Source organism: Novosphingobium gossypii (assembly GCF_050433305.1).
Lineage (GTDB): Bacteria > Pseudomonadota > Alphaproteobacteria > Sphingomonadales > Sphingomonadaceae > Novosphingobium > Novosphingobium gossypii.
On record NZ_JBNPXM010000007.1, the window covers coordinates 188,637 to 206,640 of the forward strand.

19 protein-coding genes are annotated in these 18,004 nt (G+C 66.0%); 15 read left to right on the forward strand and 4 right to left on the reverse strand.

Translation table 11 applies throughout. The features are described from left to right. Positions 1-19 precede the first annotated feature (19 nt). The 3 genes from metK (at position 20) to GGR40_RS14590 (ending at position 3,692) form a co-directional block, all read left to right on the forward strand. On the forward strand, positions 20-1,234 hold the full coding sequence (gene metK / locus GGR40_RS14580) for a methionine adenosyltransferase (protein ID WP_429276978.1): 1,215 nt from the start codon (positions 20-22) through the stop codon (positions 1,232-1,234). Between the two features lie 272 nt (positions 1,235-1,506). Next, a complete protein-coding gene (gene pepF / locus GGR40_RS14585) occupies positions 1,507-3,387 on the forward strand; it encodes an oligoendopeptidase F (RefSeq protein ID WP_429276979.1) in 1,881 nt (626 codons plus the stop codon). 65 nt (positions 3,388-3,452) lie between these two features. After that, entirely contained in the window at positions 3,453-3,692 is a 240-nt protein-coding gene (locus GGR40_RS14590; protein ID WP_429276980.1) for a hypothetical protein, read from the forward strand. 64 nt (positions 3,693-3,756) lie between these two features. Here the strand turns inward: GGR40_RS14590 and GGR40_RS14595 are convergent, their stop codons facing one another. Beyond that, complete coding sequence (locus tag GGR40_RS14595; protein WP_429276981.1) at positions 3,757-5,208, reverse strand: NAD-dependent succinate-semialdehyde dehydrogenase; 1,452 nt, start codon at positions 5,206-5,208, stop codon at positions 3,757-3,759. A 291-nt stretch (positions 5,209-5,499) separates the two neighbouring features. On the opposite strand from GGR40_RS14595, the gene GGR40_RS14600 reads away from it, so the two are divergent. The 3 genes from GGR40_RS14600 to GGR40_RS14610 all read left to right on the forward strand — a co-directional run bounded on the left by GGR40_RS14600 (position 5,500) and on the right by GGR40_RS14610 (position 9,507). Then, on the forward strand, positions 5,500-7,101 hold the full coding sequence (locus tag GGR40_RS14600) for a carboxyl transferase domain-containing protein (protein WP_429276982.1): 1,602 nt from the start codon (positions 5,500-5,502) through the stop codon (positions 7,099-7,101). A 73-nt stretch (positions 7,102-7,174) separates the two neighbouring features. Then, positions 7,175-9,031 (forward strand): ATP-binding protein, encoded by a 1,857-nt coding sequence (locus tag GGR40_RS14605; RefSeq protein WP_429276983.1) that lies wholly within the window; start codon positions 7,175-7,177, stop codon positions 9,029-9,031. Then, positions 9,031-9,507 (forward strand): MaoC family dehydratase, encoded by a 477-nt coding sequence (locus GGR40_RS14610; RefSeq protein ID WP_429276984.1) that lies wholly within the window; start codon positions 9,031-9,033, stop codon positions 9,505-9,507. Before GGR40_RS14605 ends, GGR40_RS14610 begins: the two co-directional genes overlap by 1 nt. Before the next feature lie 57 nt (positions 9,508-9,564). On the opposite strand, the gene pyk is transcribed toward GGR40_RS14610, so the two are convergent. Further along, on the reverse strand, positions 9,565-11,037 hold the full coding sequence (gene pyk, locus GGR40_RS14615) for a pyruvate kinase (RefSeq protein WP_429277021.1): 1,473 nt from the start codon (positions 11,035-11,037) through the stop codon (positions 9,565-9,567). 101 nt (positions 11,038-11,138) lie between these two features. Between pyk and GGR40_RS14620 the strand changes: the two genes are divergently transcribed. Beyond that, entirely contained in the window at positions 11,139-11,450 is a 312-nt protein-coding gene (locus tag GGR40_RS14620) for a DUF1244 domain-containing protein (RefSeq protein ID WP_429277022.1), read from the forward strand. Between the two features lie 26 nt (positions 11,451-11,476). On the opposite strand, the gene GGR40_RS14625 is transcribed toward GGR40_RS14620, so the two are convergent. Further along, a complete protein-coding gene (locus GGR40_RS14625) occupies positions 11,477-11,791 on the reverse strand; it encodes a DMT family transporter (protein ID WP_429276985.1) in 315 nt (104 codons plus the stop codon). Positions 11,792-12,014: 223 nt separating this feature from the next. Here GGR40_RS14625 and GGR40_RS14630 point away from each other — a divergent pair, with 223 nt between their 5' ends. Continuing rightward, the gene (locus GGR40_RS14630) at positions 12,015-12,251 is read left to right on the forward strand and encodes a DUF2312 domain-containing protein (RefSeq protein ID WP_429276986.1); all 237 of its coding nucleotides are present in this window, start codon (positions 12,015-12,017) and stop codon (positions 12,249-12,251) included. Positions 12,252-12,302: 51 nt separating this feature from the next. Here GGR40_RS14630 and GGR40_RS14635 read toward each other — a convergent pair whose 3' ends face one another. After that, positions 12,303-13,016: a CPBP family glutamic-type intramembrane protease gene (locus GGR40_RS14635; protein ID WP_429276987.1), complete on the reverse strand. Its 714-nt coding sequence runs from the start codon at positions 13,014-13,016 to the stop codon at positions 12,303-12,305. A gap of 182 nt (positions 13,017-13,198) precedes the next feature. Here GGR40_RS14635 and GGR40_RS14640 point away from each other — a divergent pair, with 182 nt between their 5' ends. From GGR40_RS14640 to GGR40_RS14670, 7 genes are all read left to right on the forward strand, one after another. Next, positions 13,199-13,963 (forward strand): YebC/PmpR family DNA-binding transcriptional regulator, encoded by a 765-nt coding sequence (locus GGR40_RS14640; RefSeq protein ID WP_429276988.1) that lies wholly within the window; start codon positions 13,199-13,201, stop codon positions 13,961-13,963. Positions 13,964-13,988: 25 nt separating this feature from the next. Continuing rightward, positions 13,989-14,465, forward strand: a complete 477-nt coding sequence (gene ruvC, locus GGR40_RS14645; protein ID WP_429276989.1) for a crossover junction endodeoxyribonuclease RuvC — start codon at positions 13,989-13,991, stop codon at positions 14,463-14,465. Between the two features lie 55 nt (positions 14,466-14,520). Next, positions 14,521-15,126 (forward strand): Holliday junction branch migration protein RuvA, encoded by a 606-nt coding sequence (ruvA, locus tag GGR40_RS14650; RefSeq protein WP_429276990.1) that lies wholly within the window; start codon positions 14,521-14,523, stop codon positions 15,124-15,126. Positions 15,127-15,145: 19 nt separating this feature from the next. Next, positions 15,146-15,418, forward strand: a complete 273-nt coding sequence (locus GGR40_RS14655) for a type II toxin-antitoxin system ParD family antitoxin (protein ID WP_429276991.1) — start codon at positions 15,146-15,148, stop codon at positions 15,416-15,418. After that, on the forward strand, positions 15,411-15,713 hold the full coding sequence (locus tag GGR40_RS14660; protein ID WP_429276992.1) for a type II toxin-antitoxin system RelE/ParE family toxin: 303 nt from the start codon (positions 15,411-15,413) through the stop codon (positions 15,711-15,713). The genes GGR40_RS14655 and GGR40_RS14660 overlap by 8 nt, the downstream gene beginning before the upstream one ends. Continuing rightward, positions 15,710-16,738 carry a Holliday junction branch migration DNA helicase RuvB gene (gene ruvB / locus GGR40_RS14665; protein WP_429276993.1) on the forward strand — a complete coding sequence of 343 codons (1,029 nt, stop codon included), beginning with the start codon at positions 15,710-15,712 and terminating at the stop codon, positions 16,736-16,738. The genes GGR40_RS14660 and ruvB overlap by 4 nt, the downstream gene beginning before the upstream one ends. Before the next feature lie 250 nt (positions 16,739-16,988). Further along, positions 16,989-18,002, forward strand: a complete 1,014-nt coding sequence (locus GGR40_RS14670) for a PEP-CTERM sorting domain-containing protein (protein WP_429276994.1) — start codon at positions 16,989-16,991, stop codon at positions 18,000-18,002. Positions 18,003-18,004: the final 2 nt, after the last annotated feature.

Genomic DNA, 18,004 nt, shown 5'->3' on the forward strand with positions numbered 1-18,004 from the left:
TTATATCCCAAGGGATCACATGCGCAGCAACTACGTGTTCACGTCCGAGAGCGTCTCCGAGGGGCATCCGGACAAGGTTTCCGACCAGATTTCCGACGCCATCGTCGATCTCTTCCTGTCGAAAGACCCCGAGGCGCGCGTCGCCTGCGAGACGCTGACGACCACCCAGCTCGTTGTTCTTGCCGGCGAAATCCGCTGCAAGGGCGTGTTCGAGAATGGCGAGTGGGCCGAAGGCGCGCTTGAGGAAATCGAAAAGGTCGTGCGCGACGTTGTCCGCAAGATTGGCTACGCGCAGGACGGTTTCCACTGGGAAACGTTCGAGTTCATCAATCGCCTGCATGCCCAGTCCGCGCACATCGCGCAGGGCGTCGACGCTTCGGGCAACAAGGACGAAGGCGCCGGCGACCAAGGCATCATGTTCGGTTTCGCCTGCGACGAGACGCCCGACCTGATGCCCGCGACGCTGGACTACAGCCACAAGATCCTGCACCGCCTGGCCGCCGACCGCCATTCGGGCGTGGCGCCGTTCCTTGAGCCTGACGCGAAGAGCCAGGTCACCCTGCGCTTTGAAAACGGCGTGCCGGTTGCCGCCACCGCCGTCGTCGTCTCCACCCAGCATGCCGCCGGGTACGACAAGGGCGAAAACGAAGCCGAACTGAAGGCCTACGTGAAGAAGGTCGTCGGCGAAGTGCTGCCCGAAGGGTTCGTGACGGCGGAAACGGTGTTCCACATCAACCCGACCGGATCGTTTGAAATCGGCGGCCCTGACGGCGACGCGGGTCTGACTGGGCGCAAGATCATCGTCGACACTTACGGCGGCGCTTCGCCGCACGGCGGCGGCGCGTTCTCGGGCAAGGATCCCACCAAGGTGGACCGTTCGGCTGCTTACGTGACGCGCTATCTGGCGAAGAACGTGGTCGCTGCGGGCCTTGCCACGCGCTGCACCATTCAGGTTTCCTACGCCATCGGCGTCTCTGCGCCGCTGTCGCTCTATGTCGACACGCATGGCACCGGCACCGTGGACGATGCCGCGCTGGAAGCCGCGATCACCAAGGTTTCGGCAGAAAAGCTGGGCGGCCTGACCCCGCGCGGCATCCGCGTCGGTCTTGGCCTGAACAAGCCCATCTACGGCCCGACCGCGGCTTACGGCCACTTCGGCCGCCAGCCCGAAGGCGACCTGTTCCCCTGGGAACGCACCGACCTGGCTGATGCGCTGAAGGCCGCGCTGGCCTGATCTGGAGGGTGGCTGCGGCCACCCTTCGCCAAGTTCAGGGTGAGCGGGGCATGGCCCTTGGCGTCCACTCCGATAGTGAGCGTGTCCGTCATGGCCCCGCTTTCCAATCCGCTCAGGCTGAGCTTGTCGAAGCCCCCTGAGTTGCAGACCTGCTTCGATAAACCGCCGACGCCGCTCGACCGGCGTCGGCGTTTCTCTTGCCAGCCCGCGACAAGGCGATAGCTACGACGGGATGAGCCGTGCTTCGGGCGCGGCATGCAAGGGACATATCCATGATCGAAACCGACCGCCGCGGCGCTTTGGGCCTTGCCGCCGCGCTTCCCCTCGCTTCGGGGCTTCCTGCGCTGCTGGCGGGCACCGCACATGCCGCCGAGGCGGCCGCCACCGGCGGGGCGCAGTGGGATCTCAACGATCTTTACCCTACCCTCGATGCCTGGGAAACCGCTCGCAAGCAGGTGGCCGCCGCGCTGCCGCGCCTGTCCGCCTACAAGGGTACGCTGGGGCAGAGCGCCGGGTCGATGCGGAAGGCACTGGAGGATATCTCCGACGTGTCGCGCACGTTCGCCCGCGTCTACGTCTATGCCTCGCTGCGCGCGGACGAAGACGTGCGCGTTTCGGCCAATCAGGAACGCAATGCGCAGGTCATGGACCTTTACGCCGCTTTCGGAGAGGCCACCGCGTGGACTGCGCCTGAAACGCTGGCGCTGGGCCGCGACAAGGTGGAGGGCTTCATCGCCGCCGACAAGGCGCTGCAGACGCGCTTCGCCTATGGTCTGCGCAAGACCATGCGCGATGCGGAACATACGCTGGATGCCAAGGGAGAGGCCCTGCTGGCGGCGGCTTCATCGCCGCTGTCAGGGCCGGAGACGATCCGGCAGCAGTTGTTCTCCTCCGACATTCCCTGGCCCGAGGTGACGCTTTCGGACGGGCGCAAGACCCGGCTGGACGCGCAGGGCTATTCGCTGACCCGCGATGCCCCGAATCGCGCGGACCGCAAGACGGTGATGGACGGCTTCTTCGGCGAGATGGGCAAGTTCGAAAGCTCGTTGGGCGCGGCCATGGCTGCCAAGCTGAAGGGCGACGTGTTCGAGGCGCGCGCCCGTAACTACAAGAGCTGCCTTGCCATGGCGCTCGCGCCCGGCGCCGTGCCTGAAGGCGTCTATCGCACGCTGGTGGCGGAAACCAATGCGGGGTTGCCGCAGCTGCACCGCTCGTTCGAACTGCGCCGCAGGATGCTGAACCTGCCGGACATGCACTATTACGACATCTACCCGCCGCTGGTCAGCATGGACCGCAAGTTCACCCTGACCGACATGCGCAACATCACCTTGAAGGCCGTCGAGCCGCTCGGCCCCGACTACGTCAAGCGGCTGGGCGCGGCGACGGCGGCGAAGTGGATGGATCCGTGGCCGCGCCCCGGCAAGCGTCCCGGCGCCTACATGAACGGCTCGGCCTATGGGGTGCACCCGTACCTGCTGCTGAATCTGGGCGAGAACTACGACGGGATGACCACCTATGCCCACGAATGGGGCCACGCGATGCATTCGCTGCTGGCCGATTCGGTGCAGCCTTACGAACTGTCGGACTACCCGATCTTCACTGCGGAGATCGCCTCCACCTGCAACGAAGTGCTGCTGGCGCACTACATGCTGGAGCAGGCGAAGACCAAGGAAGAGAAGATCTACTACCTCGGCATGCGGCTGGAAGGGATGCGCGGCACGTTCTTCCGCCAGGCCATGTTCGCCGAGTTCGAGCTGAAGATGCACGAGATGGCCGAGGCCGGAGACGGCCTGTCGGGCGAGAGCCTGACGCGGGTCTATCTGGACCTGCTGAAGCGCTATCACGGCCCCAACTTCGTGATCGACGCGCCTTACGCGATCGAATGGGCCTATATCCCGCACTTCTACAGCACGTTCTACGTCTACCAGTATGCCACTTCGATCTCGGCGGGGACGTGGTTCGCGCAATCGATCCTGAACGGCGGCAAGGCGGAGCGCGAACTCTATCTGGACGTGCTGCGCGCGGGTGGATCGGCGGACCCGGTGGACATCCTGAAGAAGGCCGGCCTCGATATGACCACGCCCGACCCGTACCGCGCGCTGGTGGCGGACTTCAAGGCGACGGTGGACCAGATCGAGGCGCTGCTGGGGTGAGTGGGGCCTTGATGCGCAGGGACGATCCATGCACAACGGCTTCCCCCTCCAGGAGAAGGCTAACTGTGCAGAAAGTAATACAATTTATCGTCGTGATCGTGGTCGCGGTGACGGTGATGTTCGGCGGCCGCTGGTACATGTATGTCGCGAATGCCGAAAGCCCGTATGACGAGGTGGGCATTGCGCTCAACGGCTATGCTCCGGGGCCGCTGCGGGCCTGGGGCTGCCACAAGCTGCAATCCCGGTTCGGCGCGCAGCTGCCGCCCTATGGATGCGCCGCCGCCGACGGACGCACCTGGATGTGAGCGCACATGCCGCCCCGGCCTTCCTGACCGGGGCGGCATTGTCACTAAGCCTGCCGAAGCGGATTCAGGCCGGCTTGATGCCCATGCAGAGGTACTTCACCTCCATGTAGTCATCGAGGCCGTAGTGCGAGCCTTCGCGGCCCAGACCCGACTGCTTGACGCCGCCGAACGGCGCGACTTCGGTGGAGATGAGGCCGGTGTTGATGCCCACCATGCCCGCTTCCAGCGCCTCTGCCACGCGCCACACGCGGCTCAGGTCGCTGGCGTAGAAGTAGCTGGCAAGGCCGAATTCGGTGTCGTTGGCCATGCGGATGGCGTCGGCCTCGTCGGTGAAGCGGATCACGCCGGCCAGCGGGCCGAACGTCTCTTCGCGCGCCAGCTTCATGTCAGGTTTTACCCCGGCGACCACGGTGGGGTTGAAGAAGCTGCCGCCGCGCTCGTTGCGCTGGCCGCCTGCAAGCACCTTGGCGCCGCCGTCGACGGCATCCTTCAGGTGTTCTTCCACCTTTTCGACTGCCTTCTCGTCGATCAGCGGGCCGACTTCGGTGCCGTCGTCCAGGCCGTAGCCCACCTTCATGCCGCTGACGCGCGCGGCCAGCTTCTCGACGAACTCGTCGTAGACGCCGTCCTGCACATAGAAGCGGTTGGTGCAAACGCAGGTCTGGCCGCCGTTGCGGAACTTGGAGATCATCGCGCCTTCGATGGCCGCGTCCACGTCGGCATCGTCGAAGACCACGAACGGCGCGTTGCCGCCCAGTTCCATCGAGCACTTCTTGATCGTTTCGGCACATTCGCGCAGCAGGTCGCGGCCGATCTCGGTCGATCCGGTGAAGGTCAGCTTGGCGACCTTGGGGCTGGCGGTCAGCGCGCCGCCGATCTGCCCGGCGCTGCCGGTGACGACGTTGACCACGCCCTTGGGAATACCCGCCATTTCGCACAACCGCGCGATCGCCAGCGCCGAGAAGGGCGTGGCCGACGCCGGCTTGATGACGATGGTGCAGCCCGCTGCCAGCGCCGGGCCCAGCTTGCGGGTTATCATCGCATTGGGGAAGTTCCACGGCGTGATCGCGGCGACGACGCCGACGCCCTGCTTGATGACGACAATGCGGCGGTCGGCGGCATGGCCGGGGATCACGTCGCCATAGGCGCGCTTGCCCTCTTCGGCGAACCATTCGATGAAGCTGGCGCCATAGGCGATTTCGCCGCGCCCTTCGGCCAGCGGTTTGCCCTGTTCGCGGCTGAGCAGTTCGCCCAGATCGTCCTGGTGCTGCATCATCAGGGCGAACAGCTTGCGCATCAGTTTGGCGCGTTCCCCGGCGGTCTTCGCGCGCCAGGCGGGCAGGGCAGCCTCGGCAGCGGCGATGGCGCGGTTGGTCTCGTCGGCGCCTGCCTTGGGCACGGTGCCCAGCACTTTGCCGGTGCCGGGATCGGTGACGTCGATGGTGGCCCCGCCGTCCGCATCGACCCAGGCGCCGTCGATGTAGCACTGCTGCTTCAGGAAGTCGGTATAGGCCATTTTGCGTGGTTCCTCGTTGTCTGCCGGGCGGGGGGCATCGGTGATGGATGCCCGCAGTTTCCGACATGGTCTAGGTACGGCTCCTAGCGGTTACAAGGTGGCCTAACGCCTGCAACAAGCATGAGGTTCGCGAAATCGGCGGGTTCGTGGAATGTCTTCGCGTATCGGGCAACGAGCTTTGCTGTCAGGTTTATTATTTCACTCCTGCGCAATTTTCCGTTTCCGTGCGCCCGTCCCCCGCGCTAGAGAGTTGAGCAAGAGACAGGCACGGCCTGCACGAAAGGAAGAGGCATGAGCGCACCGGTCCTGCAGACCAGCGTTGACCTGGACAGTCCCGAAGCCCGCGCGCACGATGCGCACAATCGCGCGCTGGTCGCCGAGTTGCGCGAACGGGTGGCGAAAGCGGCGCTGGGCGGCGACGAACGATCGCGTGAGCGGCATCTGGCGCGCGGCAAGCTGCTGCCCCGCGACCGGGTGGAGCGGCTGCTGGATGCCGGATCGGCGTTTCTGGAAGTGGGCCAGCTGGCGGCGAACGGCATGTACGGGGACGAAGTGCCCGGCGCCGGGGTGATCGCCGGGATCGGCACGGTCTCCGGTCGGCAGTGCATGATCTTCGCCAACGACGCGACGGTGAAGGGCGGCACGTACTACCCAATGACCGTCAAGAAGCACCTGCGCGGGCAGGAGATCGCGCAGGCCAACCGCCTGCCGTGCATCTACCTTGTCGACAGTGGGGGCGCCAACCTGCCCAACCAGGCGGAGGTCTTCCCGGATCGCGACCATTTCGGCCGGTTCTTCTTCAACCAGGCGCGGATGAGCGCCAGCGGCATCCCGCAGATCGCCAGCGTCATGGGCATCTGCACCGCGGGCGGCGCCTACGTCCCGGCGATGAGCGACGAGACGGTGATCGTGAAGGAGCAGGGCACGATCTTCCTCGCCGGTCCGCCGCTGGTGCAGGCCGCGACCGGGGAAGTCATCACCGCCGAGGATCTGGGCGGCGGCGACCTGCACGCGCGCAAGTCGGGCGTCGTCGATCATCTGGCAGAGGATGACGAGCACGCGCTGACCATCGTACGCGACATCGTCAGCCACCTTGGTCCGGCCCACCGCCATGATCTGGAACTGCGCGAGGCGCGCCCGCCGAAATACGCCGCCGAGGAACTCTACGCCATCGTCCCCGAGGACGTGCGCGCACCCTACGACGTGCACGAGGTGATCGCCCGCATCGTCGATGGCAGTGAATTTCACGAATTCAAGGCGCTGTACGGCGCCACGCTGGTCTGCGGCTTTGCGCATATCCACGGGCATCCGGTGGCGATCCTGGCGAACAACGGCGTGCTGTTTTCAGAAAGCGCACAGAAGGGGGCGCACTTCATCGAACTGGCCTGCCAGCGGCGCATTCCGCTGCTGTTCCTGCAGAACATCTCGGGCTTCATGGTCGGGGGCAAGTACGAAGCCGAAGGCATCGCCAAGCACGGCGCAAAGCTGGTCACGGCGGTGGCGACGGCGCAGGTGCCCAAGCTGACGGTGCTGATCGGCGGGTCGTTCGGCGCGGGCAACTACGGCATGTGCGGGCGCGCCTACGACCCGCGTTTCCTGTTCACCTGGCCCAATGCGCGCATCTCGGTGATGGGCGGGGAGCAGGCGGCATCGGTGCTGGCCACTGTCCATCGCGATGCCGCCAGTTGGTCTGCCGAAGAGGCGGAGGCGTTCAAGGCCCCCATTCGCCAGAAGTACGAGGACGAAGGCAACCCCTATTACGCCACCGCGCGATTGTGGGACGACGGCGTGATCGACCCGGCCCAGACCCGCGACGTGCTGGGGCTGGCGCTGTCCGCCTGCCTTGAGGCGCCGATCGCGGAGGCGCCCCGCTTTGGGGTGTTCCGGATGTGATGGCCGACTTGCTCCTCTCCGGATGGAGAAGAAAAGGGCGTTTTGTGGCCCGGCGTTCGATGGGAGTTACATCATGATAACCTCGCTCCTGATCGCCAACCGTGGCGAGATTGCCTGTCGGATCATCCGCACGGCACGGGTGATGGGCATCCGCACCATCGCGGTCCATTCCGATGCCGATGCCGATGCGCTGCATGTGCGCGAGGCGGACGAGGCAGTGCACATCGGCGCATCGCCGGCGCGTGAAAGCTATCTGGTGGGCGACAGGATCCTTGCCGCCGCAAGGGCCACGGGGGCAGAGGCGATCCATCCCGGTTACGGCTTCCTGTCGGAGAACGCCGCCTTTGCGCAGGCCGTGCTGGATGCGGGCCTTGTCTGGGTGGGGCCGGACCCGTCCTCCATCACCGCGATGGGCCTCAAGGATGCGGCCAAGACGCTGATGGCGCAGGCCGGAGTGCCGGTGACGCCCGGTTACATGGGCGCGAATCAGGACGCCGTGTTCCTTGCGCAGGAAGCCGCCAAAATCGGCTATCCGGTGCTGATAAAGGCGGTTGCGGGCGGCGGCGGCAAGGGCATGCGGCTGGTCGAGAGCGGGGACGCCTTCGCCGATGCGCTGGCTTCGTGCAAGCGCGAGGCGGCGGCGTCGTTCGGCAACGACCATGTGCTGATCGAGAAATACATCGCCTCTCCCCGCCACATCGAGGTGCAGGTCTTCGGCGACCGCCACGGCAACGTCGTCCACCTGTTCGAGCGCGACTGCTCCTTGCAGCGCCGCCACCAGAAGGTGATCGAGGAAGCGCCCGCCCCCGGCATGGACGCGGCTACGCGCGAGGCGCTGTGCGCGGCTGCGGTGCGTGCGGCGAAGGCGGTCGATTACGTCGGCGCCGGCACGATAGAGTTCATCGCCGACGGGTCGGGCGCGCTGTCGGCGGACCGGATCTGGTTCATGGAGATGAACACCCGCCTGCAGGTCGAGCATCCCGTCACCGAGGCGATCACCGGCGTCGATCTGGTCGAATGGCAGCTGCGCGTGGCGAGCGGAGAGCCGCTGCCGCTGGCCCAGCACGACCTGGCGATCGACGGCTGGGCGATGGAAGCGCGGCTCTATGCCGAAGACCCGGCCAAGGGCTTCATGCCCAGCATCGGCAAGCTGGACCTGCTGCAGTTCGGAGAGGCGGAAGGGGGCCGCATCGACACCGGCGTCTATGAAGGGGCCGAAGTGTCGCCTTTCTACGACCCGATGATCGCCAAGGTCATCGCCTGGGGCGACGACCGCGACGAGGCGCGCGAACGGCTGGGCGCGATGCTGGAGGACACGGCCGTCTGGCCGGTCCGCACCAATGCCGCATTCCTGGTGAACGCACTGCGCCACCCGGACTTTGCGGCGGGCAGGGTCGATACCGGGCTGATCGGTCGCGACGGGGAAGCGCTGGCCGTCGATCCCATGCCTTCGGACGCGGTTCTGCAGGCCGCCGCCGCATCGCTGACGCCTGCAGGCATCGCGCCGGGGCTGCGGCTGAATGCGCCACCCCGCCGCAAGGCATGGTTCCTGCTCGACGGGGAGAAGGTGGAAATCGAAGTGGGCGGGGCGCAGGCAGCAGGGGGCGGCACGGACGCTCCCTCCACCGGCGTGCTGGTGGCCGAACAGGGCAGGGCGTGGCTGCTGACCCCGTGGCGGCGCGATGGCACGCACGGCGGCGCGGATGGGTCGGGCGCGATCCTGGCGCCGATGCCGGGCAAGGTCATCGCCGTCGATGTGGCCGAAGGGCAGGCGGTGACGCGCGGGCAGAAGCTGCTGACGCTAGAGGCGATGAAGATGGAACACACGCTGGTTGCGCCGTTCGATGGCGTCGTCGCGCGGCTGGATGCCGTCGCCGGGCGGCAGGTGCAGGTCGATGCGCTGCTGGCTCAGATCGAGGAGACGGCCTGATGGCGGGGCGCTTCTTCGACGAATGGCAGGTGGGCGACCGCGTGACGCACCAGCCCAGCCGCACCGTCACCGAGACCGACAACCTGCTGTTCTCGACGATGACGCACAATATCCAGCCGCTGCATCTGGACGCGGAAGCCGCCAGGGCCAGCGAGTTCGGGCGGATACTGGTCAATTCGACCTTCACCTTCAGCCTGGCGGTGGGTCTTTCCATCGCCGACACGACGCTGGGCACGCTGGTCGCCAACCTGGGCTTCGACAAGGTGGTGACACCCAAACCGACGTTCATCGGCGATACGCTGACGTGTTCCAGCGAGGTCGTGGAATTGCGCGAAAGCCGGTCGCGGCCGGGGCAGGGGATCGTGGTGTTCCGCCACGAGATGACCAACCAGCGCGGGGAACAGGTGCTCTCGATGCTGCGCACGGTGCTGCTGCATCGTCGGGGCGGGGCGGATGGAGCGCAAGCGGCGCTCTGAGGCGTGATGGACAGGACGCGGGGGGAGCCGTGAAGCGCCCCCCGCGCCGCTTGTCGGTCAGCGCGGGGTGTCCAGTTCGTTGCCGGTCAGCGTGACGATGTGCAGCAGGTTGGTGGAACCCGGCACGCCGAAAGGAACGCCCGCCAGCGTCACCAGCCGCGAACCGGCGGCGCCGAAGCCATGGCGCAGGGCCATGCGCTTGCCCTTGCCGATCATTTCCTCGAAGCTGCCGATGTCCTTCGTGATGACCGAATGCGTACCCCACAGCAGCGCCAGACGGCGGGCCGTCTTCTGCGACGGGGTAAGCACCAGCATCGGCGCGCCGGGCCTCTCGCGCGCCACGCGGCGGGCGGAACTGCCCGAACCGGTGAACACCACGATCCCCTCGATCGTCAGCGTATCGGCGATCTGGGCGCAGGCGTCGGACAGGGCGTCGGCGCTGGTTGCGTCGGGCGGGGTGTTGGTCAGGTGGATGCGCTGGCGATAGGTGCTGTCGCTTTCCACCTTGGCGGCGATGCGGTCCATGATCGTCACCGCCTCTACCGGCCACTGGCCCGCTGCCGTCTCTGCCGAGAGCATCACCGCGTCGGCGCCGTCGTAGACCGCGTTCGCCACGTCCGACACTTCGGCGCGGGTGGGCGAGGGGCTGGTGATCATCGATTCGAGCATCTGCGTGGCGACGACCACCGGCTTGCCCTGGGCACGGGTCTGGGCGACGATGTGCTTCTGGATCGGCGGCACTTCCTCGGGCAGGAGTTCGACACCCAAGTCGCCGCGCGCCACCATGATCCCGTCTGAAAGCTCGATGATCTCATCCAGGCTTTCGACGGCGGCGGGCTTTTCGATCTTCGCCATGATCGCGCCGACGCCGCCCGAGAGGCGGCGCGCTTCGGCGACGTCCTCGGGGCGCTGGACGAAGGACAGGCCGATCCAGTCCGCCTGCTGTTCCACCGCAAAGGCCAGGTCGCGGCGGTCCTTTTCGGTCAGGGCCGGGACGGGGACGATCGCGTCGGGAATGTTCACGCCCTTGCGGTCGGAGATCGGCCCGCCGACTTCGGCACTGCACAGGATCGCGTCCGCGTCGGCGCGGATGACCACAAGGCGCAGCTTGCCGTCGTCGATCAGCAGGCGCTGGCCCTTCTGCAGGATGCCGAACAGTTCGGGATGCGGCAGGCACACGCGCTCGTCGTTGCCGGGCGTGGGATCGCGGTCCAGCGTGAAGTGCGCGCCGTGGCGGATGAACGCCTTGCCGCCTTCGAACTGGCCGACGCGCAGCTTCGGTCCCTGCAGGTCGCACAGGATGGCGATCGGCCGCTCCAGATCCTTTTCCACCGCGCGGATGTTGGCGATGGTTTCGCGGTGGGTTTCATGGTCGCCGTGGCTCATGTTGACGCGGAAGGCGTCCGCGCCCGCCTTGAGCAGCTTGGCGATCGTCTCCTTGTCCCGGCTGGCGGGGCCAAGCGTGGCAAGGATCTTGACCTTGCGCTGGCGCTTGATGCCGCGATGGTGGGGGGAACGACGATAGGGCATGCTGCCCGAAGGAATGGTGGTGACCAAGTTTTCTGCCTCTTCCGGAAACGGGGCCTCATATGGCAAAGGCAGCATTACAAACCAAGGACGATTGGCAGATTATGAACGACCAGCATCGCATTGATACATTGGACGACGCGGTGGCCGCAGCGGCATTCCGCCGACTGGTGCGTCATCTGCAGCATCGGCACGATGCCCAGAACATCGATCTGATGGGCCTGGCGGGGTTCTGCCGCAACTGCCTGGCCGACTGGATTCGCGATGCCGGGTTCGAAGGCGACCGTGCCGATGCGCGCGCGGTGATCCACGGCATGCCATTCGACGAATGGAAGGCGCAGCACCAGAGCGAAGCGACTCCGGACCAGATCGCCCGTATGGAAGAAAGCGTGAAGAAGAACGCTCCGGGGCACTGAGCAGGTCGGGAACCGACTGCAAGCCTTCAGGACGCCGCCTTCATCAGCACGATGCCGCCCAGGATGAAGGCGGCGGCGATCACCCGCATCGCGCTTGCCGCTTCGCCCAGCAAAGTGATGCCCACCACGAAAGCCCCCAGCGCGCCGATACCGGTCCACACCGCATAGGCGGTGCCCAGCGGCAGCGACCGCATGGCGCTGGCCAGCAATCCGAAACTGGCGACCATCCCGACGATCGTGATGATACTGGGCCACAGCCGGGTGAATCCGGCGGACTGCTTCATGGAAGAGGCCCAGACCACTTCAAGCAGGCCAGCGAAGAACAGTTGGATCCACGGCATTCGGCATTGCTCCTTTACGGTCGATTGCCGGGCCGTCCCGGTCTTGAATATCCCGTCAGGAGCGCGAACGTGGTCGACGCAAGGCCCAGATAGGACGTGGGCAGCGGGCATACAACCGCAGTCCTCCACATGATTTCCACAGGGGCGCGCTTTGCCCGAATCTCCCGGCCTCGCTATCAGCCCCGACCAACCGATTCACCTGCATTACCGGAGCACGTACCCCATGGCCGAAACCACCGACGATCGCCTGCGCCTTCTGATCGAGCGCGTCGAGCGCCTGGAAGAAGAGAAGAAGGGCATCTCGGACGACATTCGCGACGTCTACAACGAGGCGAAGGCGGTCGGCTACGACGTCAAGATCATGCGGACCATCGTGCGCCTTCGCAAGATGAAGCCCGACGATCGCCGCGAAATGGACATGCTGATCGACACCTACAAAACCGCGCTCGGCATCGACTGAACCCGGTCCTTCCCCGTGCCCGCTTCCTCTCCGGAGCGGCTCGGGGAGGGGTTATCCGCCCAGTTGCACCAGCACCATAGCCGCCGCATTGGCGCAGCCGTGCTGGATCATCGCGGCGGGTAGGCCGATGCGCTGCCGGGTGAAGCCCAGCAGCACGCCTGCCCACAACTGCGGCAGGACCATCGGCAACAGCAGCACGGACACCGCCGGATAGTTCATCAGGTGAACCCCGGCGAAGGCCAGCGCGACCAGCCAGAACACCGCCGGATAGACCTTGGCGTAGGCATCGGGCGTCCCGCGCTTTCTAAGCCATAGCCAGCCGCCCACGGCTGCCAGCACCAGCGCCAGAAGCGACCCCACCAACGCCAGCGGCGCCAGCGACTTCGCCGCCGCAGTCAGCGCTGCGAACAGGATGGCGCACCCCAGCAGCCATAGCGCGCGGGGCCGTCCCGTCTGCCAGCCGCGAAAGATCATCTCCTCCAGCACCGGCGCGATGACGACCGTGATCGGCAGCAGCCATGCGGACGGCAGTTTGCCGAATGCATCGGGCAGCGGCTGGCCCATCGCCTGCTGGTAGAACCCCAGCAGCGGCAGGATCACCAGCAGCAGCCCGCCCACATGCAGGGCCGTCAGCGTCCCCAGCGCAGCCCATGCCTGCCGCGACAATAGCCCCAGTGGGCGCAGCACCCGGGGACGTTTCAGGAAAGCGCCCAGTTCGCGCAGGATCGCAAAGCGAGGGGAGGAGGTCAGGGTCTGCGTAGCCATCGAACGCAATTAGCCAGACGGTCCTTGATTTTTCGTTGCGCGATTTCGTTTGGCACGGGGGCGAAAGCCCGACTCCGGTTGCCCTTTGCACTGCCTCTGTTGTAAGGCCCGCGCCACTTCATTCATCGCAATCGCCCGTCGATCAACGGGCAGACAACGAGCGGACAGGTAAGGCACGAGCAATGGCAGGCCATTCCAAATTCAAGAACATCATGCACCGCAAGGGTGCGCAGGACAAGAAGCGCTCGGCGCAGTTCTCCAAGCTCAGCCGCGAAATCACCGTGGCCGCCAAGATGGGTATGCCCGACCCGGACATGAACCCGCGCCTGCGCGCCGCCGTCAACGCGGCCAAGGCCCAGTCCATGCCCAAGGACAACATCCAGCGCGCCATCGACAAGGCGAGCAAGGGCGATGCCGAGAACTATGAGGAAGTGCGCTACGAGGGTTACGGCCCCGCAGGCATCGCCATCATCGTCGAGGCGCTGACCGACAACCGCAACCGTACCGCCACCAACGTGCGCACCGCCTTCGCCAAGAACGGCGGCAACCTTGGCGCTTCGGGCGCGGTTTCGCACGGGTTCGAGCGCCTTGGCCTGATCGAATACCCCGCCTCGGTCGGCGATGAGGACAAGGTTCTCGAAGCCGCGATCGAAGCGGGCGCAGAGGACGTCGAGAGCGACATGGGCGACGGCGACGAGAACCTGGGCCAGCACCAGATCTGGGTCTCGGTGGATTCGCTCCACGAAGTCGCGCGCGAACTGGAAAAGACGCTCGGCGAGGCCGAGGGCGTGAAACTGGCATGGAAGCCCAACCTCACCGTCGACGTCGATGCCGACACCGTCAGCACGCTGATGAAGCTGGTCGACACGCTGGAAGACGACGACGACGTGCAGACCGTGTGGGGCAACTACGCCATCTCCGACGAAGTCATGGAAACGCTGGGCTGATCCGGATTCCGGCTATTCCGCAGCCATGATAATCCTCGGCATCGACCCCGGCCTGACGTGCACGGGCTGGGGCGTCGTCGCCAAGAGCGGCAGCCGCCTCAGCCATGTCGCCAACGGCCAGATCCGCACCAACGCCAAGGCCGGAATGGCCGAGCGTCTGGTGGAGCTGGACGCGGCGCTGACCGACGTGATCCTCCAGCATCGCCCCGATACCGGCGCGGTGGAGGAGGTGTTCGTCAACGTGAACCCGCAATCGACGCTGAAACTGGGGCAGGCCCGCGGCGTCGCGATGCTCTCGGTCGCGCGGGCGGGGCTGACGGTGGCGGAATATTCGACCAAGCTGGTGAAGAAGGCCATCGTCGGCACCGGCGGCGCGGAAAAGGCACAGGTTCAGGCGATGCTCAAGGTGCTACTGCCCGGCGTCAAGCTGGCGGGCGAAGACGCGGCAGACGCGCTGGCCGTGGCGATCACGCACGCGAACATGCTGGGCAGCCATCGTTAAACGTCGGCGCTTTTCCTCTGGCGCGGTGAATCCCTTCCTGCCATAGGAACAAACCATGATCGCCAAGCTGACAGGACTGCTCGATGATACCGGCCCGGACTGGGCGATCATCGACGTGAACGGCGTGGGTTACCTCGTGCACTGTTCGGCCCGCACGCTGGACCACCTCGGCATCCGGGGCGACCGCGTGGTGGTCCATACCGAAATGCAGGTGTCGGAAACCGACCAGCGCCTGATCGGCTTCGCCTCTGCGGCGGAGCGCAACTGGTTCCGGCTGTTGACGGCGGTGCAGGGGGTCGGCTCCAAGGTGGCGCTGGCAATCCTCTCGGCCCTGACGACAGAGGAACTGCAGCGCGCCTGCGCCGGTGGAGACAGCGCCATGGTGGCCCGCGCCAACGGCGTCGGCCCAAAGCTGGCCAGCCGCATTGTCAACGAACTCAAGGACAAGGCCGGCGGCCTGCCGGTTGCGCCCGGTATGCCCGGCATCGCCTCCGCAGCGCCCGCAGGCTCCGCCAGCGCGGACGCCGTGTCGGCCCTCCAGAACCTGGGCTTCAAGCCCGCCGTCGCGGCAGTAGCCGTCGGCAAGGCGGTGGACGAACTGGGCGAGGATGCGGCGTTGGGCGACCTTATGCGTGTGGCGCTGAAACTGGCGTCGGGCTAGGGAAAATGGACAATCGCCTATGAATCCCTATACTGCGCCCATGTCCCAGCTCAACGTCACAATGCCGCCCGCCCTGCGCAGATGGATCGAGTTTCGCGTGTCGGAAGGGCGCTATGCCAACGCCAGCGATTACGTGCGCGATCTGGTCCGGCGCGATCAGGACATGGCACAGGACGACACCGAGGCATTGCGCGCCATGATCGCGGAAGGCCTTGCATCGGGTGTGGTCGATGAGGATCCCCGGCTGGTGATCGAGCAGATCATCGCGGACCGACGAAGCAAGCGTGGCTGACGTCCGCTTCTCGTCCGCTGCTCGTTCGGATCTTGTAATCATCGACGAATACAGCGCCCGTCAGTTTGGTGACGACGTGACCGACGTCTATGCGCGCGGCTTCATGGAGGCGTTCGATCTTCTGGCGCGTCATCCGCACGCAGGGGCCGGCTGGGAACGCCTGGGGGAAGGCATCCGCTGCCTGACGCATCGGCAGCACCGAATATTCTATCGCATCGACGGCGACACCGTTCTGATCGCTCGCATCCTCCATCACGCGATGGATGAACGCGCGGCGCTGCGTGGCAAATCATGACCGATAACCCCATCCTTTCCCCCAATCGCCAGGCGGAGGACGCCGATGCGGCGCTTCGGCCCAAGACGCTGGCCGAATTCGTCGGGCAGGCGGCGGCCAAGGACAACCTGCGCGTCTTCATCGAAAGTGCCAAATCGCGGCGCGAGGCGATGGATCATGTGCTGTTCTTCGGGCCGCCGGGTCTTGGCAAGACCACGCTGGCCCAGATCGTCGCGCGGGAACTGGGCGTGGGCTTTCGCGCCACGTCCGGGCCTGTCATTGCCAAGGCGGGCGACTTGGCCGCGCTGCTGACCAACCTGGAGCAGGGCGATGTCCTGTTCATCGACGAGATTCACCGCCTCAATCCCGTGGTGGAGGAAGTGCTCTATCCGGCGATGGAAGACCGCGCGCTGGACCTCATCATCGGTGAAGGCCCATCCGCCCGATCGGTGCGGATCGACCTGCCCCCCTTCACCCTCGTCGGCGCGACGACCCGGCAGGGGCTGTTGCAGACGCCGCTGCGCGACCGTTTCGGTATCCCCGTGCGGCTGCAGTTCTACACTGTGGAGGAGCTGGAAAAGGTCGTTTCGCGCGGGGCGGGGCTGCTCGGCATCGGCATCGACAAGGGCGGCGCTACCGAGATCGCGCGGCGGGCCCGCGGCACCCCGCGCGTAGCAGGCCGCCTGATGCGCCGCGTGCGCGACTTTGCGCATGTGGCGGGATCGGACGTCATCACACGCGCCATCGCCGACGATTCGCTGACCCGGCTGGAGGTGGATGCGATCGGCCTAGACGCGCAGGATCGTCGTTACCTGCGCATGATCGCGGACATCTATAAGGGCGGCCCGGTGGGCGTGGAAACGCTGGCGGCGGGCCTCTCGGAACCGCGCGACACGATCGAGGAAGTGATCGAGCCCTACCTCATCCAGTTGGGCCTCGTCGCCCGCACCGCGCGCGGGCGTTGCCTCAACGACCGGGGCTGGAGCCATCTGGGGATTACCCCGCCGGCAGGGCCGCAGGGCGGGCTGTTCGATTCGGAAACCTGAAGACGCGAAACGTGCCGGCGGCGGCAAAACCGTCGGCCCGCTTTACATCAGGCCGGGGCGATAGTCCCGTTTCGGTACACCCCTTTGGTTAGAATGATAAATTAACCCGTTTTCCCGCATCGGGACGCTGAATTTCCGGTGAATGGCGTTGCCGCATTAACGTGTCTCTGCGTTGTTTCTGGCAGATGGACGCAAGGTAGCCCGCAAGGGTCTTCGCGCTTCCGGTGCGAAACAAAGAGAGCAACGCATTATGTCGGTTAGGATGGCCCTGGCGAAACTGTCTGCCTGTGCGGCAGGCTGCGCGATCATCGGCGGCGGTGCCGTCCATGTGGCGGAAACGCAGTCGGCCAAGACCGAATACCGCAAGGTGAAGGTGGCAAAGGCTGCTCCGGTGAAGACGGTGAAGCACCCGGCCCGGCGCATCGTCCGCAAGGACGATCCGCGCACCACCCGGCGCGTCCGCAAGATCGTCAAGCGCACCTGCTGCGACCAGCCCCAGCAGATGGCCATGGTGCCGATGCCCCCGCCATACGTTCCCGGCCCCGGTCCGTCCTATTCGGGCGGCGGCGGCGGCGCGCCGGTGGTGATCGGCGGCGGCCCCATCGGTGGGTTCGGCGGTGGCTTCTTCGGCGGGTTCTTCGGTGGCGGCAGCAGTGGCGGTGCCGGCGGTAACGTGGTCATCACCTCGACGACCACCGGCGGCACCACCACCGGCGGCACGGTGACCTCCACCACATCCGGCAACGTGACCAGCACCAGTTCCACGACATCGGGCAATGTCTCCACCTCGACCACGTCGGGCAACGTCAGCACGAGCACGTCTGGCAACGTCTCGTCCACGACTTCGGGCAACGTTTCGTCGACCACGTCCGGGAACGTAAGCTCCACGACGTCGGGGAACGTCACCTCGTCCACCACCACGACCAGCTCGGGGAATATCTCCTCGACCTCGGGCAACGTGTCATCCACCTCGACGACATCGGGCAACGTCTCGACCAGTTCGGGCAACGTGTCGACCAGCACCAGTTCGTCGACCAGTTCCTCGACATCGACCAGTTCTTCTTCCTCGACCAGCACCTCGACTTCGTCGTCCACTTCGTCCTCGACGTCCTCCTCGACATCGACCAGCACCTCGTCGGGCGGATCGACTTCGACCAGCACGGGCGGCCATGACGTGCCCGCGCCGCCGATGCTGATCCTGTTCGGAGCGGCGGCAGCGGCGGTGGTCGGTCGTCGCAGGCTGTCTCGCGCCCGCGCGGCCTGAGG